Raw genomic sequence first — 15,481 nt, forward strand, 5'->3', positions numbered from 1 at the left:
GCTAAACGCCGCGTGGCAACGGGTTCGCTCTGTTCACCTTCCACAGCGTCTCACTCACGCCTACTGCACGTCCCAAACTTAGGCCGGAACCAATAGCGCCGCTCGCCCGGCGAGGACGTGCGGCGATGCTCGGCGCTCCGCTACAATCAGCAGCCGATGCCCCGCCGCTTCCGGCCCCTCCGCTTGCAGGTTCCGCGCCCATGACGCCTTTGCCGCAGAGCCTGCCCCCCGTGCTCGCTCGCTGGCTGGACTTCGCCGACGACGCTGTCTTTGTCATCGACGGGACAGGCTGCATTCTCTATGCCAACGCCAAGACCGGGCAGCTGACTGGGCAAGACCCCGCCGCACTCGTGGGCAAGGTGCTGGAGCGCGACTTTGCGGGGTCCTTTAGCTCGCGCTGGGCCAGCGGGCGCGACCAAGCCCGGCAGACCGGGCAGCCCGCCGAGTACGAGGCCCCCAGTCCCCTGCTGGGCGGCTGGGTGCGGGTGCGGGTGGTGCCGCAGGGCGACCTGCTCGCCGTGCAACTGCGCGACGTGACCCCCCTGCGCCACGCCGAAGCCCTGCAAGCCCTCAGCGCTGCCCTCGCCGCCGCCCGCACGCCCGCCGCCGTGCTGGGGGCGCTGCTGCGGGGGGCGGTGGCCGCGTCGGGGGCCGCGACCGGGCACATCGTGGACGGGTTGGGGCAGCCCCTCCAGGCCACGGCGGACAGCCCCTTCCCCGCGCCGGACCTGCTCGCCGAGGTGGGGCGCAGCGGGCAGCTCGCCTTTCGGACTGCCGCCCCCGTCCCTCTCGTCGCCCTGCCGCTGCGGGTCGAGGAAGAGGTCTGGGGGGTGCTGGGGCTGAGCTTTCGCCAGGGCGAGCGGCGGCACTTTGCCCCTGCCGAGCGGGCTTTTTTGGAGGCGCTCGTGCAGCAGGGGGCACAGGCCCTGGGCCGCGTGCTGGCCGAGGAGCGTCTGGCCCGGCAGGGCGAGGTGCTCGCCACCCTGGGGCGGGTGGGGCCGTCCATCGCCGCCGAACTTGACCTGGGGCGGCTGATGCAGGCGGTGACCGACGCGGGCGTATCCCTTTGTGGGGCCGCATACGGGGCGCTCTTTTACAATCCGTCGGGCGCGGACTCCTTTCCCCTGTACACCCTGTCGGGAGCTGCCCGCGAAGCCTTCGCCGACTTTCCCCCGCCGCGCCCCACTCAGGTCTTCGGGCTGACCCTAACCGGGCAGGCCGTGGTGCGCTCAGGGGACATCACCAGGGACCCGCGCTTCGGGCACAACGCCCCCTACCAGGGGATGCCGCCGGGGCACCTGCCCGTGCGCAGCTACCTCGGCGTGCCAGTGGTGTCCCGTGCGGGCACCGTGCTGGGGGCGCTGCTGTTCGGGCACCCAGAGCCGGACCGTTTTGACGAGCGGGCCGAGCAACTGCTCGTGGGCCTCGCGGCGCAGGCAGCGGTGGCCCTCGACAATGCCCGGCTGTATCAGGAGCTGCGGGAAGAGCGGGCGCGGCTGGAAGGCCGCGTAGCCGAGCGCACCCGCGCCCTCGCCGAGGAAGCGGCGGCGCTCGAAGCGTTCGTGCGCTTCACCGAGGCGGTGGGCACCCGCACCGATGCGCGGGCGCTCGCGCAGGAGGCCCTGAAGGTCTTTCGTTCCTTTTTTGCCGAGTGCAGCGCCGCCTACTACGAGCGTGAGGGCGAGGAGTGGCGTGCGCGCGTCTGGACCGACGACATCGCTCTGGAGGTGGTCGCCTCCATCACCGGGGGCATCTCGCGTGAGGCTCCTGCCTTTGCCCAGGCCGAGCGCACCCGCGAGCCGGTCTTCGTGGACGGCTGGAACGCGGACGAGCAGCAGGTTGCCGCGACGGAAGCCTACCGCACGGTGGCCCTCTATCCGCTCACGGTGGGGGCTGCGGTCCCGGCCATGCTCGCGGTGGGCCTCAAGACCGAGGCGCAGTGGTCCGAGCGCGGGCGGGCCATCGTGCGCTCTGCCGGGCGCAGCCTCGCCCTGTCGCTGGAGCGGGCGGGGATGGCCGGGCAACTCGCCGAGCAGCGCGACGCCCTGGCCGCCCGTACCCGCGCCCTGGAAGCTTTCGCCGACCTCTCGCGCGACCTCACCCTAGAGGCCGACGACGGGCGGCTGATTCGCCGAGCGCAGGAGATTGTGCTGTCGCTGCTGCCCGACGGCTATTCGGTGTACTGGGAGCCGGAAGAGCGCTGGGTCAAGCGCTCGCAGGTGGGGGACCTGCGCAGCGAGGTTCTGCAGCGTGACCTCGACGCGGGCCTTCCGCTGCGGGAGACGCCAACCCTGGATGGGCCGTACCAGACGGGCGAGCCGCTCTACCTCGACACCTACGACCGCGACCGCGACGGGCTGGGCGACCGAGTGGCCCACATCACGGCGGTGGCCTCGCTTCCCGTGCGGGTGGGGGACGTGGTGCGGGGGGTCATGGTGGTCGGTCTTTTCGGGGGGCGGCGCTGGACCGGAACCGACCGAGCGGTCCTGGACACGGTGGCGCGCAGCCTCGGTCTGACCCTGGAGGGGGCTGGCAAGGCCCGCGCCCTTCAGCAGCGCACCCAGGAACTCGAACGCAGCAACGCCGAACTCGAACGCTTTGCCTATGTCGCCTCGCATGACTTGCAAGAGCCGCTGCGGACCATCGCCAGCTTCACCGAGTTGATTGTCAAGCGGCACGCCCACAGCCTTGACCCCCAAGGCCGCCGCTACCTCGATTTCGTGGTCGGAGGGGCTGAGCGCATGAAACGCCTGATTGACGACCTCCTCGTCTTCTCGCGCCTGAACGCGGTCGAGGAGCCGCTGGTGCCCGTCGCCAGCGCCGAGGCCCTCGCCGAGGCGCTGGGCCGCCTGCACAGCACCATCACTGCGAGCGGGGCGCGGGTCGTGACCGGCGAGCTGCCCGCCGTGCTGGGGGCACCGGGCGAACTCGTTCAACTGTTTCAAAACCTGATGGGCAACGCGGTCAAGTTTCGCCGCGAGGGGGTGCCGCCCGCCGTGGAGGTCGGGGCCGTGCGCGAGGGGGCATTTTGGCACTTCACCGTGCGCGACAACGGCATCGGCTTCGAGCCGGAATACGCCGAACGCGTCTTCCAGATGTTTCAACGCCTCAACCGTCGCGAGCACTACGAGGGCACCGGGATGGGCCTCGCCATTGTCCGCAAAATCGTGGAACGCGCGGGCGGGCGCGTCTGGGCCGAGGGCACGCCGGGCGTCGGCAGCACCTTTCACTTCACCCTGCGGGCCGCGGAGGAGGAGAGGGGGGCCTAGCCCCCGCTAGCGCAGCCCGCTGCTGAGCACCGCCGCCAGCCGCTTGGTTCCGGCGCGCTGCAGGGCGTCAAGCTGCTCGGTTCCCTCGCGCAGCATGGCCCGCCAGCGCTCTAGGCTGCGGCCCTCGGCTCCCTGCACCCGCAGCACTGCCGAGCTGACTGCAAAATGGGCTTCCGGCAGCTGCGCGAGCGCTTCGCCCGCCCCGCGGTGCCGCGCTCCCAAGAGCGCCCCCAGCATCCCGACGCTGTTGGAGCGCTCCATCAGCTCGCGCTGAAAGGTGCGGTCCTTAATCGAGGTGATGACGTCCCAAGCGGCGTCGGCCAGGGCCGTCGCGGGGGAAGCGGGGCGGTGTACCTCTACTCCCAGCGTCTCGCCCTGCCGCCAGGTCCGTACCCACACCCCGCCGCGTTCCGGGGTCCAGTGGGTCTCAAAGTCGCGGGCATCCTCGATGAGCACCCGCAGTTGAGCGGTGCCGGGCCGCAGGGCCACGCGGTGGCCTTCGGGCAGCACCCCCCATTCGCTTAAGCCCTCCGCGCCGGGGGCCGTCATCACCGCGTAGGTCGCGGCCAGGGCCTGCGGGCCCTCACTCACGCGGGCGCATTCCGTGTCGCCGACCAGCAGGGCGATGTCCAACTCTCCCCCCTCACCCCGGCGCAGCTCGGCGGCGTGGCGCAGGTGCAGCAGCCCCAACCCCCAGCGGTCGTGGGCCAGCCGCAGCTCGTCACTCAGCACCCCATGGAGCTGCGCGTCGTCCGCTCCGCCCGCATACAGGGCCGGGGCCTCACTCGTCACCCCCGCCGTGGCCACCAAGGCCGCAAACTGGGACAACACGCCGCTTTCAGTCATGGGGGTGGCGGTCGGGGTCACATCCTTTTTCCGGGCAGTTTTGGTCATGGGGTCCTCTTCCCTTGGGTCTGCATCATTCTGCTCAGGGCAGACTTCATCGGCTTGCATTATGTCATATCCCTGCGAGTGCCCAGCGCGGTGGCGGGGGCGTTCAGAGCAGGCCCTGGCGCAGCGCTTTGACCGCCGCTTGCGTCCGGTCAGCAGCCCGCAACTTGACGAGCACGTCTTGCACGTGCAACTTGACGGTGCTCACACTGATGCCCAGCCGGGCGGCAATCTCGCGGTTGGCGAGGCCATCGGCAATCAGGCGCAGCACCTCGGTCTCGCGGGGGGTCAGCGGCGAGGCGGCGTCGGGGGCGCGCACTTCGCCAAGCACGTGGTGGGCGATGCGGGGGTCGAGGTACGCGCTGCCCGCCGCCGCCGCCCGCACCGCCAGCAGCAGCAGCTCCGGCGTATCGCGTTTGAGACAGTAGGCCTCGGCGCCCGACGCGAGGGCCGCGAACACCTCGTCGCGCAGGTCATGGGCGGTCAACATCACGATGCGCACCCCCGGCCACGCGCGCTTGATTTCCGCTGCCGTCTTCACCCCGTCTATGCCCGGCAGCCCGATGTCGAGCACCGCCACATCCACCGGCACGCGGGCCAGGAGTTCGAGCGCCTCTTCGCCGCTGCGGGCCTCGGCCACGACCCGCAGGTCCGCTTCCAGGTTGAGGGTGGCCCGCAAGCCGTCGCGGGTAAAGGCGTGGTCCTCGACGAGCAGCACGCGAATGGGGCCAGCGGGAGCGCTCATGACGCTCAGGCTACCGCGCCCCCGGCGGCCCCAGCGGCAGGGTCAGGGTAAAGACGCTCTGAGCGCGGGCCGTGCGGGCATAACTCACCTCGCCCCCATGTGCCCTGGCAATCTGCCGGGTGAGGTACAGCCCCAGCCCGGTGCCGCCCCCCGCCCCGCCCCCCCGGAAACGCCCGAAGAGGGTGGCCTCCCGCGCCGGGGGCACGCCTGGCCCCTCGTCCGTGACCGTGAGCACGGCGTCTTCCCCCTGCGCCCGCAGGCTGACCCGCACCGTGCCCCCCGGCGGGCTGAACTTCACGGCGTTTTCCAGCAGATTCTGCACGGCGCGGCGCAGGTCGTGGGACAGCCCATGAACGCTGACCCCCTCCAGCTCCGGTTCGAAGACCACCCCCCGGCTCCCCGCCCGCTCCTCCAGTTGCCCCATCACGCTCAGGGTCAGGTCGCGCAGCTTCACCTCGCGCCGTTCGCCGCCCGGCTCGCCGCTCTCGTACTTGGCGAGCAGCAGGAGCTGGTCGGCGAGCGCGAGCAGCTCGGTGTTGGCTTCCAGCCCATTGCGCAGTGTGGCGAGGTAGGCTTCCGGCAGGGGGCCATAAGCGCCCCGCAGCGCCGCCCGCATGTTCATGGCGTTGGCGAGCAGCGGCGTACGCAGGTCATGCGAAAAGGCGTAGACCAGGTCTTGCAGGATCTCCCCGCGCCGCGCAAGCCGCTCGCCCTGTACCCGCAGGTCGTCGAGCAGGGCGGCCCGCTCCAGCGGCGCTTCCAGGGCCGCTATCGCCTCGCGCAGCCGCTCTGAGGCGAGCGCCGGGCGCGTCAGCAGCACCAGCAGGGGGTCTCCGTCTCGGCAGCGCAAGTGCCCGGCCAAAGTCGGGGTGCCCGTCCCGTTCCCTGGCTGGGCCAGCACCTCCAGGGGCAGGCGGCGGCCCAGGTGCGAGGGCGCGTCTGGCGGGTTCAGGGCGTGCGGCTCGCGCAGGGTGCCCCGCACGAGCCGACCGATTTCGGCAGCCTCGGCTCCCGTCACTTCCCGCAGGGCCGCCGCCGCCCGCGCCAGGAAATCGGCCTCACCCTGCGCCCCGCCCACCGCCTCGGCGAGTTGCCGCAGCGCCCGCTCCTGGGCGAGCTGCCTTTCCTCAGCGGCGAGCCGGGCGGCCTGCGCGGAAACCTCCCGCGCCCGCCGCGACAAGGCCCCCACGAGCAGCACCGCCCCGATGCTGATGGCGCGGTTGCCCAGCTCTAGGGGGCGGAAGCCGGGCCTACCGTCCCGCAGCTCTCCCCACAGCCCCGCGCCCACGCTGAGCGCCACGGCGAGCGCGGTAAGCAGCCGCGCCCAGCGGCGGCTGCCCCTCAGCGCGGCCAGCGCCACCGGGACGGCCAGCAGCGTGCCAACCACGAGGTCACTCGGCGTGAGGAAGTCCGCCAGGGCCACGAGCACCAGCAGGCCCGCGCTCAGCCAGTCCAGTGAGGGGCGAGGGGGAGGGGCGTCAGTGCGCAGAGCAGTCTCCTCAAGGGGCACGGCACAAGCGGACCAGGGTTCCCAGTATGAACCAAACCGGGAGGGGTCTGGCCCGGCCCCCAACCTCAAAGCCCCCCGCTTTTTGGGGGCACCCCCGAAGTCCTGTCGTGGGACTGACGGCGCCTCAAGACAAGCTCAAGCTCAGGCGGCGGCGCATCAGAAAGCCGTTAAGCGGGCGGGGCATGATGACCGTCATGAAGAAAGTACTGACGACCAGCCTGGCCCTGGGGGCCGCCCTGACGACTTCCGCCTTCGCCCAGCCTCGGCTGAGCGCTCAGAGCATCATCGTCAACCCCACGCAACCCGACCTGTCGGTCAGTGTGCGGGTGGACAAGGACGCGACGGGCACCGCCAACCCCGTGTACCGAATCGGCGAAAACATCCGCATCTCGACCACGGTCAACCGCGACGCTTACGTCTATCTCTTTAACGTGGACGCGACGGGCGAGGTCACTCAGATTCTGCCCAACCGCTTCGAGAGTGGCGCGAACTTCGTCAAGGCGAACACGACCAAGGTGTTTCCCGCTCCGGGCGACGCCTTTACCTTCACGGTGGACGGCCCGGTCGGCCTGAACAAGGTGCTTGCGCTGGCCAGCCTGACGCCCCTCAACCTCGACCAGCTCAGCACCTTCAAGAGCCAGCAAGACCAGTTCGCCACCGTGAACGCCCGCGGCCAGGACCAGCTCGCCCAGGCCCTGAGCATCGTTGTGACGCCCCTGCCCCAGACGAGCTGGGTGAGCGACACCGCTTTCTTTACCGTGGCCGCGCAGACCCCGGTGCAGACCGGCAGCCTCTTCGTGGGCACCAATGTGGCGGGCGCGACCGTGATTCTGAACGGCCAGCGGCTGGGCGGCGCGAATGTCACCTACAGCAATATCCGCCCCGGCACCTACCCGGTGCGCGTGCAGGCCCCCGGCTACCAGGACTTCTCGACCACGGTCACGGTGCGGGCGGGAGCCACCACCAACCTCAACGTGGACTTTGCGACGCCCGTCGCCGTGACCCCGGTGCAGCCCGTCGTGCAGCCTGCGCAGCCCGGCAATATCGTCCTCGACCTCTTCCGCAACCTGTTGGGAGCCATCGCCGGGACCCAACTCCAGGACCCCGCCCGCAGCGCCTATGACCAGAAGGTCGCTGAACTCCAGCGCCAGGGCTATGTCCTCCAGGGCACTCGCCAGACCGCCAGCGGCTACGTCGGCACCCTCCAGGGCCGCACCGGGACCGTGACCCTGACGGTTGACCGCGCCGCCAACCGCACGGTCGTTGTGCAGGTCACGGAAACCACCGTTTACCGCTACTAAGCTTTTTTCCAGGCGCTGACATGTTGCTCCCCCAGGTCTCTTCCCGGCCTGGGGGACTCTCTTCGCCTCAGGCTCAGGGCAGCGGCTCTATCTCTGACAGCGATGTGGAGGTCGACTCGATGCGTTGCTGGCGCAGGGTGCCCAGCTCCTGGGCGTCGACAGCATGGTCGGCCATGACGATGGTCTGGCACAGCAGCAGCAAGGAGGCACTGACGCTGGCTCCCAGCACGCGGTGGCCTTCTGGGGTGAGCACCACCCCCCGCTGACCGTCGGTCAGGATGAGCACCTGCGGCCCCACCAACAAGCCTGCGCTCTCTGGGTGGGGCCAGGTCTTGGCCCGTGATGCCAGCAGCTCAGCCCGCCAACCTGCCGTGTCCGCCGCGCCCAATCCCTCTTGTTCGGGGTGGCCCACGCTCAAAGTTTCTAGGAGTGACCGCACCGCGGTGCCTTCTTGTTGCGTGGTCAGTTGCCCCACCAGTGCTTCGCGACCGAGTTCGCCCGCTTGCCACAGAGCAACGGCTTCGGCCAATGAAGGGGGGTTCGCCGCTTCCTCTCTGGTCCCCGGCGACAGACTCATGGGGTGCTCCCCCAGGCCAGAGGGCCAGCGACCAACGGCGGTGTGAAACGGCTCATGGAGAACAGTGTAAGGGAGCATCCCTCAGGGGGTAAGGAGGCAGAGATGTAACAGAGAGCCATATTTTTGTGAATCAACAGATTCTAAGCGATAAAGTCGGGTCGCGAGGTTTAACATTAGGATGAGAAAGGGCTATGGAAAATCTCACAGTTTTTGTGCATCGTCCCTCACCAGAAATGAGCGGCTATAGTGGCCAGGATGAGTGCCGCTCAAGCTAGTGCCAAAGGGTTGCCGCAGACGCTAGAGGGCTGTGAAACAGCAGTAAGGGGCGTTCGGATGGGGAGAGCATGACCCCTAACGAGCGAACGGACGAGCTTGACCTCAGTGTGCTGTGGCGTGGTCTGCGGCGCCGTCTCCCCTGGATTTTGGGGACGGCCCTGCTCCTCGCGCTGGTGACCTATCTTTGGTCACGTAGCCAACCCACGGTCTACGAGAGCACGGCCAGCCTTATCGCGGCCAACACCCAGACACAAGACACCACTTTGGGGTCTGCGCTAGTCAAAGCCCCGCCCCTGCCGGAAGGAGCGGTGGCCCAGGCGCTGCAGAGCACGCAGGTGATTGAACCGCTGACTCAAGCGTTGCGGGGGGCTGCGGGCATCCCTGCCGACGAGCGCAACCGAGTGGTGACTGCGCTAGAGCGGGAACTGCGCGCGCAGAAGTTGCAGACGCTGACCCTGACCTCTCGCCTGGACCTGAGTGGAAACGGCATTTACACCATTCGTGCCCGTGCCCGGACTCCTGAGGCGGCGCGGCAGTTGGCCAACCTCACGAGCACAGCCCTGTTGAACTGGGATCGGGGACGTGCTCTCCAGAACTTGCGGCGGGCACAGGCGGGCTACGAAGCTCAGCTGGCGCAGGTCGACCAGCAATTGGGTGCTCCCAATCTTCCCCCTTTGGAGCGGGAAACCCTGATTGCACGGCGGGCCAACATTCAGGGCAATCTGATTCAGACCCAGCTGTTGGCCGACTCCGTGGCGGGCGTTTTGAGTGTGCTTGCCCCCGCCGTCACGCCACTGGAGCCGGTATCCCCTAAGCCCCTGCGGAATGCGGTTCTGGCCGGCATCCTGGGATTGTTGCTCGCGACGGGTGTGGTAGCGCTGCTAACCGCGATGGACCGAACGATTCGCAGCGAAGATGACCTGCTCGCGCTGGGGCTTCCTACCCTGGCGGTGATTCCTCGTCTGCGCCAGCGCGACATCGTGTTCTCTGGCATTGTCCGAGCGGCACGGAAGGCAGGCTTGTACGAGGCTATCGGTTTCCTGCGAGTCAATCTGCTGACCGCGCTATCGGGGCAATCTCATCCGGTCGTCCTGATTGCCTCGACGATTCCAGCGGAGGGCAAGAGCAGCCTCACGGCGACCCTGGCCGACGGTTTAGGCTCCAGCGGCCAGCGGGTGCTCATCATTGACGCTGATCTGCGCCGCGGAACCCAGGCAGCGGTGTGGCAGAAGTTCAATGAGCAGGGCAACTGGCGTCCCCTCAACGGCAATGGCGGTGCCCGCACCACCCGCGAAGCGCTGCTCGCGCCCCATGCCGCCGAGGTGCTGGAGGTTGAACGCAACGTGGACATGCTCCCGGCGGGGCCGGGCCTTCAGGACAGCCTCGCGGTCTTCAATCAGGCCGACCTGCGGGCAGCGCTTGACCTGTGGCGGCGCGAATATGACGTCGTCTTGATTGACAGTGCCCCGCTGCTTGCCCTCGCCGACGGGCTGGTGCTGGGTGCCCATGCGGATGCCGTCGTGATGGTGACCGAGTATGGCCGTACCAATGTGCAGGCCGTGCGCTCGGCCCTGCGGCGAGCGGAGCGTTCGGGGCTGAAGGTCGTTGGATTTGTCATCAATAAGTCGGATGCACGGGAGGGCAACAGCTATGGATATTCGTACTCATATGCGCCACGTGAAGGGGTCAAGGTCTGACAGGGCGTTGCCTGCTTTTGACAATTCAGCATCACTTGTTCTTGAATCCGTACTCATTCTTTACGTTGTAGAAAGTAGATCCCATGGATTCAATCGTATCAAGGGTGCGTAACCTCAGGAACGCGGCAACCTGGTCTGTTGCTGCAGGCCTGGTCTCTCAGGGGACGTCACTTCTTGTGGTTTTCGTGCTCGCGAGGAACCTGGGCACCGAAGAGTATGGCCGGTACTCTTATTTGGTGATGATTGCCGCATTTTTTTCGTCTCTCTGCTCATCTGGCATCAATATTTCTGCTACCGTTAATATATCGGCGTTGACGAACAAAAAAAATATTCTTGTCGAAGAGTGTCAACGCTTCTATAATTTGGGATATTTGTTGTCTCTGGCTTCAGCCCTACTGTATCTAGTTCTTTCTGGTTTTTTATCCTATTATTCGAACAGTGGCGTTTTTAGTAACTTTATAAGTCATGTTTTGTTGTCAGTGTACATATTTGCTGTTGGATTTGACGCTATGCAGTTGGGAGTAGCTTTCGGTCTCGGGGTCTTCCAGAAACTTGCTTTGGCAAACTTGGTAAAGGCCGCGACTCTACTGGGCTCAATGATTGTTGCTTCAAGCGGTGGGAGCTACTACGCTGTCTTGCTGGCCCTCGCTTTTTCCTGGACCCTGAACCTTATGGTGAATAAGTCGGTGATCGAAAATCATTTGGGAGTAAAAATTGCTTTCTCCAGAGGTAAATTCATTCATGAAAATAAATCGTGGTTAATGAGCGTGTTGGTTTTCTCTCTACCTCTGATTCTGTCGGCCTTGATTACTTCGGGTAGCATTGCATTATCAAACCATATGGCGGCAAACCTAGCAAATGGCTTTTTACTCGTGGGAATAGCGGCATTAGGTAGACAATGGATTTTCATCCATCAATTTATCCCGGCACAACTAAGTAACATGGCGCTACCAAAGCTAAGCAGGTTGCGCTCGGACAACTCTTCTTTTAGTAAGGGGAGTGGTTTATACATGTTTGGCAGTGTCTCTTTGGGTCTTTTAATAGGCGCCTTGGCAATAGTAGTGGCTTGGGTTTTTAAGGACAACCTGCTAGCCTCTCTGAAGATTGACTTTGTTTCGGCCTTGGTTTTTATAATTGCTGGGTTTCTGGCGGTTGTTAATAACACTCTTGGCTATATTCTGGTATCGTTTGGGAATACAAAAGCTAGACTAAGGGCAGACTTTGTCATGGGAGCGGCTTTGTTGATCGCCACGTATACACTCCTGAGATACGAACCAAGTATCGCCATGCCCTGGGCTATAGCCTTGGCGTTTGCATGTGCGGTTGCAGAGTTGCTCATTGAAATTGCGGCCATGAAGGGGAAGCTTCATGTTACGTAGATATAGGAAGCTAATCGACTTGTTGGTGATTTTATCCACCGCAACACTGTACCTGATTCAATTTTATGTCTTGGATCTGGGATTTAATGGTGCCTGGGTTTCAGCCTCTTGTGCGCTGCTTGCCATCACGATCTTTACCCGTTCACTGCGTCCCGATTTCACCCAGAGTCTTACTGCAAAGAACTTAGCCCTTGGAGTCTTTGCTCTAAAACTTTTTGTGGCGCCGCTTTCAATATCTGTCTATGGTTTCAAGTACGCGACCTTGTTTTATATTCCCTCAAGCTTGGCGGTGAATAACGCATACAACTTAGTCGTCATCTCCTTTTTTAGTTTTGCAGTAGGTTGGGCACTGATCTACAAAGACAGAAATTCAAACGTTCAGCGACAACACTCTTTGGAAGATGTTCGTACCCCCATGCGCTTTGGAATCCTTTTGCTGGTTATTGGCTTGCTCGGGATGGTGCTGAGATACCAAACACTGGGCGATTATCTGAACAGTGTGTATGTTCGGTATGAGGCGTCTTCTCCCTCAATCCTGCAATTCTTGGGATCACTTCTCAAACCGTTGGCAGTGTTTGGCGTTGCTGTCATATGGGAGAATCTTATCAGGCGCAGCAAGATCGACTTATATAGGATTGCAATAACTCTAGTTGCTTGCCTGATTATTGTTGCCCTTTCACTAAGTTCCAACCGTGCGACAATAGTTTATCCACTTATTGCGTTTTTGGCGATGGTTTCCGTAAAATACAGACCTCTCAGTCTCGCGCCCCTCGTTGGTATTTTTGTAGTGAGTCTACCGATCATTAGTGCATTTGGCGACTTCAGAGTCGGCGGCAGAACTGACGGGGGCAGCATAGAGTCAGGGATAGAGCAGCTACAAGTTTATTTTGGCGCCCCACAGTTTATTGCACCCATGCTTGAGACTGAGCTTGGCAGCGAATCCGCAACGGTGAAAAGTTCACTTCTTGAGAGTCTGCCGATCGTAGGCGAGTCTTATAGATATACGAGTGGATCATATGTATACAACCAAGTCATTTACCGCAACCTCATTTCAATTGTAAGAGATCAGGTATACCCAGTTGCGGCAGAGATATTCATAAACTTTGGTCTTCTTGGAATGATCATGACACACATTTTTATTGGTATGGTTTATTGCAGGTTGGATGCAATATACCTTTCTCTTGCCAACAAGGGCATTGTCCCCATGGCCTTCTTCTTGTTAATACTCTACTTTAATGCATCTATTATATTAAGTATTTCGGTTCTATCCCAATTTTTTATATACAATGCCTTGGCACCATTGTTGGTTATATGGGGATTCATGCTCGTAAATCGAAGCAAAACCACCAGGGAGAAAAGATAAAGAATGCGTATACTTTTGGCATCACGAACCTATTGGCCGAGTCTGGACGGGACCGCCGAAGTGGTCCGCACTCTGGCCGAACACCTCTCTCGTTCGGGCCATGAGGTTCATGTCGTAACTTCGGAGCGACCTGGGGTGCAGGCCAGAATTGAGGAGGTAAACGGAGTAACCGTTCACAAGTTGTCCATTGCTGGGAATCAGATGACAGCGTTGACCGGAGAAGTGGCTGCTTACCAGTCACTGATTCTGGAGAACTCCTGGGATGTGGTCCATATACACGGTGGGCAGATGTGGACCATCGATGCAGTGATTCCTATCGCTGAGCGGATTCGGTCCAAGCTGATCTTCACGCCTCATGGATCACCCGCTTTCGGAAATCCAGAGTGGTCCGCTTATTATGAAAGATTGTTCGCAGCTTTGGCTGCGTATTTTCACTGCACGACGTTGCTTTCTGCCAGCAGTCCCTTCGCCATTGGGCTTTTGCAAAACGAGATACAACACGCTGTCATCGGCAATGGTGTTGATGTGGCAGGAATTGACTCTAGCCAGCAGAGTGTTCGGGCTAGCTGGGGATTCTCCACCTCCCCCTGGGTTGTCAACGTCGGAAATCACGCTCCTGTCAAGGGTCACAAAATGATTCATGCCTTGGCGCGTGCCAGCAAAAAAGCCAACTTCTCTATAGTTGGGAATAGCTATCCAGCCGAGAAGTATGGTCTGGGCCGCTATGGGGTGCAGGGGGGCTGTTATTACTCCTGTAGTGTGGCAGCCCGCCTGATTCCCAATCTGTTCTTGCATCAGCACCTGAAGCGGTTCGAAGTTCTAGCGGCTATCAAGGAGGCGGATGTTTTCATCCTTCCCTCCACGACAGAAGCTTTCCCTCTGGTGATCCTCGAAGCCATGGCGGCAGGCACGCCATGGGTAGGATTTGACGTCGGAAATTTGAGGGAACTGAAAGGCGGAATAGTTGTAAGCGGTGTGAAACCTATGCAGGACATGCTGGCTGACCTTCTTGCAAATCCGGAGCAGAGAGGGCAGCTAGGCAGAGAGGGCAAAGAGTTCGTAGCAAAGAATTACGACTGGCCGATCATCCTGGCCAAGTACGAGGAGATTTACCATGCTTAAGAGAAGCAACGTCTGGCTGTATGTGCCAGTAGAGGCTGGAGCGAGCAAGTGAAAGTCACGATAGGTCTACCAGTATACAACGTCGAGCCTTACGTCAAGGACGCCATTTTATCCATTTTGGCTCAGACATTTGAGGATTGGGAATGTATAGTAATCGATGATGGCTCTACCGATAAGAGTCTGGATATCATCAGAGAATACGCTGACTCCCGGTTCACTATCATTTCCGATGGCGAGAACAAGGGCCTGGTTTCCAGACTGAATCAGATTATCGGTCTTGCCAGAGGAGAATACATCGCCAGGATGGATGGTGATGACATCATGCATCCCGACCGGTTGGCCCGTCAGGTGGAAATACTCGAATCTTCGCCTCAGGTTGATGTCGTATCCACTTTAAAGTACTCCATCGGCCTCGATAATTATGTCTATAGGTGTGAACAACCGGTCGAGATAGACAGTAGTGTCGCTTATACAATTTTAAAATCAGGTTATATCTCTCACGCCACCATAGTTTCAAGATCTTCTTGGTCTCGTAGAAATCCCTATTCCGAATCCTATATTCGAGCTGAAGACAGAGAGTTGTTTGCACGTGCAGTTAACGACAAGAACAGTCACATACTGCCGCAAGCCCTCTATTATTACAGGGAGATTGGCAATATGAGCCTTAAGAAATACACCCAGAGCTATGGAAGCGAGCTGAAAGTGCTTCTCAAATATGGAGTGAAGCGGGTTGGCGCGTACCAGACGGCACGTCTGATCGCCAGATGGCTGGCGAAGTCCGCCGTCATCCGCATCATGTTCTCTCTGGGTATCGAGGGGCGATTGAAAAAAGACGGCAGTGCTGACCTGTATCAAAGCCTGGAAGAAACTGCCTTTCTCCGCAGGTTCTTGCGAGAGGCTGAACAGAAGCTTTCGACCTCCCACAGCAAGAGACTTCCGACAGGCTCGGCGCCGTGAAAGTCCTTGTCACGGGTGGAGCAGGCTATATCGGGAGCACCGTCGTCTCAGCCTTGGCGGACTCGGGGCATATGCCGGTCCTCTCTAGGGGTCAAAAGTCAGATGGAGACTTGAGAAGTCGGCTCCTGTACGGTGTTTTCTGCGATGAAAGACACCCGGAGCCGACCCGCTCAGTCTAGCCTCACTGCCCTGCTTGCTGAGCACTTCCCGCTGGATCCTCGTCGCCTGACCGTCTTGAGCGCCCTGATCTTGGCCGTGATTCAGGCACGAAGCGTCGTTCTTTACCAGCTCGTCCAGATCGTTGACCTTCCCGGCTCAAACGACACCGTGTACCAACGCCTGAAGCGCTTCGTGCAATTCGCACTTCCTGATCTCCTGGTTGCCCGCTTCGTCC

At 61.9% G+C, this 15,481-nt stretch carries 12 protein-coding genes and 1 pseudogene; 9 read left to right on the forward strand and 4 right to left on the reverse strand.

What is annotated here, in order from left to right:
* The first annotated feature begins 200 nt into the window (after positions 1 to 200).
* The gene (locus tag H565_RS0108410) at positions 201 to 3,269 is read left to right on the forward strand and encodes a GAF domain-containing protein (protein WP_034408879.1); all 3,069 of its coding nucleotides are present in this window, start codon (positions 201 to 203) and stop codon (positions 3,267 to 3,269) included.
* Positions 3,270 to 3,275: 6 nt separating this feature from the next.
* Here the strand turns inward: H565_RS0108410 and H565_RS0108415 are convergent, their stop codons facing one another.
* The 3 genes from H565_RS0108415 to H565_RS0108425 all read right to left on the reverse strand — a co-directional run bounded on the left by H565_RS0108415 (position 3,276) and on the right by H565_RS0108425 (position 6,415).
* A complete protein-coding gene (locus H565_RS0108415) occupies positions 3,276 to 4,163 on the reverse strand; it encodes a hypothetical protein (RefSeq protein WP_027460655.1) in 888 nt (295 codons plus the stop codon).
* 103 nt (positions 4,164 to 4,266) lie between these two features.
* Positions 4,267 to 4,905, reverse strand: coding sequence for a response regulator (locus H565_RS0108420; protein WP_027460656.1), 639 nt, complete (start codon positions 4,903 to 4,905; stop codon positions 4,267 to 4,269).
* Positions 4,906 to 4,915: 10 nt separating this feature from the next.
* A complete protein-coding gene (locus H565_RS0108425; protein WP_084542928.1) occupies positions 4,916 to 6,415 on the reverse strand; it encodes a sensor histidine kinase in 1,500 nt (499 codons plus the stop codon).
* 194 nt (positions 6,416 to 6,609) lie between these two features.
* On the opposite strand from H565_RS0108425, the gene H565_RS0108430 reads away from it, so the two are divergent.
* Positions 6,610 to 7,716: a DUF4384 domain-containing protein gene (locus H565_RS0108430; protein ID WP_027460658.1), complete on the forward strand. Its 1,107-nt coding sequence runs from the start codon at positions 6,610 to 6,612 to the stop codon at positions 7,714 to 7,716.
* 73 nt (positions 7,717 to 7,789) lie between these two features.
* Here H565_RS0108430 and H565_RS0108435 read toward each other — a convergent pair whose 3' ends face one another.
* Positions 7,790 to 8,293, reverse strand: a complete 504-nt coding sequence (locus H565_RS0108435) for a hypothetical protein (protein WP_027460659.1) — start codon at positions 8,291 to 8,293, stop codon at positions 7,790 to 7,792.
* 344 nt (positions 8,294 to 8,637) lie between these two features.
* On the opposite strand from H565_RS0108435, the gene H565_RS0108440 reads away from it, so the two are divergent.
* The 7 genes and pseudogenes from H565_RS0108440 to H565_RS14805 form a co-directional block, all read left to right on the forward strand.
* On the forward strand, positions 8,638 to 10,266 hold the full coding sequence (locus H565_RS0108440; protein WP_027460660.1) for an AAA family ATPase: 1,629 nt from the start codon (positions 8,638 to 8,640) through the stop codon (positions 10,264 to 10,266).
* A 239-nt stretch (positions 10,267 to 10,505) separates the two neighbouring features.
* On the forward strand, positions 10,506 to 11,645 hold the full coding sequence (locus H565_RS16370) for an MATE family efflux transporter (RefSeq protein WP_245576195.1): 1,140 nt from the start codon (positions 10,506 to 10,508) through the stop codon (positions 11,643 to 11,645).
* Positions 11,646 to 11,670: 25 nt separating this feature from the next.
* On the forward strand, positions 11,671 to 13,008 hold the full coding sequence (locus tag H565_RS16375; RefSeq protein ID WP_157468932.1) for a hypothetical protein: 1,338 nt from the start codon (positions 11,671 to 11,673) through the stop codon (positions 13,006 to 13,008).
* Positions 13,009 to 13,011: 3 nt separating this feature from the next.
* Positions 13,012 to 14,130, forward strand: coding sequence for a glycosyltransferase family 4 protein (locus H565_RS16040; protein WP_084542929.1), 1,119 nt, complete (start codon positions 13,012 to 13,014; stop codon positions 14,128 to 14,130).
* 48 nt (positions 14,131 to 14,178) lie between these two features.
* Positions 14,179 to 15,087 carry a glycosyltransferase family 2 protein gene (locus tag H565_RS16045; RefSeq protein ID WP_169726667.1) on the forward strand — a complete coding sequence of 303 codons (909 nt, stop codon included), beginning with the start codon at positions 14,179 to 14,181 and terminating at the stop codon, positions 15,085 to 15,087.
* On the forward strand, positions 15,084 to 15,266 hold the full coding sequence (locus tag H565_RS16885; protein WP_084542931.1) for an NAD-dependent epimerase/dehydratase family protein: 183 nt from the start codon (positions 15,084 to 15,086) through the stop codon (positions 15,264 to 15,266). The genes H565_RS16045 and H565_RS16885 overlap by 4 nt, the downstream gene beginning before the upstream one ends.
* Positions 15,232 to 15,481, forward strand: a pseudogene (locus H565_RS14805) (IS4 family transposase); the annotation flags it as partial. The gene H565_RS16885 and the pseudogene H565_RS14805, both read left to right, overlap by 35 nt.

The sequence above is a fragment of the Deinococcus murrayi DSM 11303 genome, assembly GCF_000482805.1.
GTDB classification, from domain to species: domain Bacteria; phylum Deinococcota; class Deinococci; order Deinococcales; family Deinococcaceae; genus Deinococcus; species Deinococcus murrayi.

Coding starts and splice junctions, on each gene's coding strand:
- H565_RS0108430 (WP_027460658.1), top strand. CDS start 6,610: ATGAAGAAAGTACTGACGACCAGCCTGGCCCTGGGGGCCGCCCTGACG.
- H565_RS0108410 (WP_034408879.1), top strand. CDS start 201: ATGACGCCTTTGCCGCAGAGCCTGCCCCCCGTGCTCGCTCGCTGGCTG.
- H565_RS0108420 (WP_027460656.1), bottom strand. CDS start 4,905: ATGAGCGCTCCCGCTGGCCCCATTCGCGTGCTGCTCGTCGAGGACCAC.
- H565_RS16370 (WP_245576195.1), top strand. CDS start 10,506: ATGATTGCCGCATTTTTTTCGTCTCTCTGCTCATCTGGCATCAATATT.
- H565_RS16040 (WP_084542929.1), top strand. CDS start 13,012: ATGCGTATACTTTTGGCATCACGAACCTATTGGCCGAGTCTGGACGGG.
- H565_RS0108435 (WP_027460659.1), bottom strand. CDS start 8,293: ATGAGTCTGTCGCCGGGGACCAGAGAGGAAGCGGCGAACCCCCCTTCA.
- H565_RS0108415 (WP_027460655.1), bottom strand. CDS start 4,163: ATGACCAAAACTGCCCGGAAAAAGGATGTGACCCCGACCGCCACCCCC.
- H565_RS0108440 (WP_027460660.1), top strand. CDS start 8,638: ATGACCCCTAACGAGCGAACGGACGAGCTTGACCTCAGTGTGCTGTGG.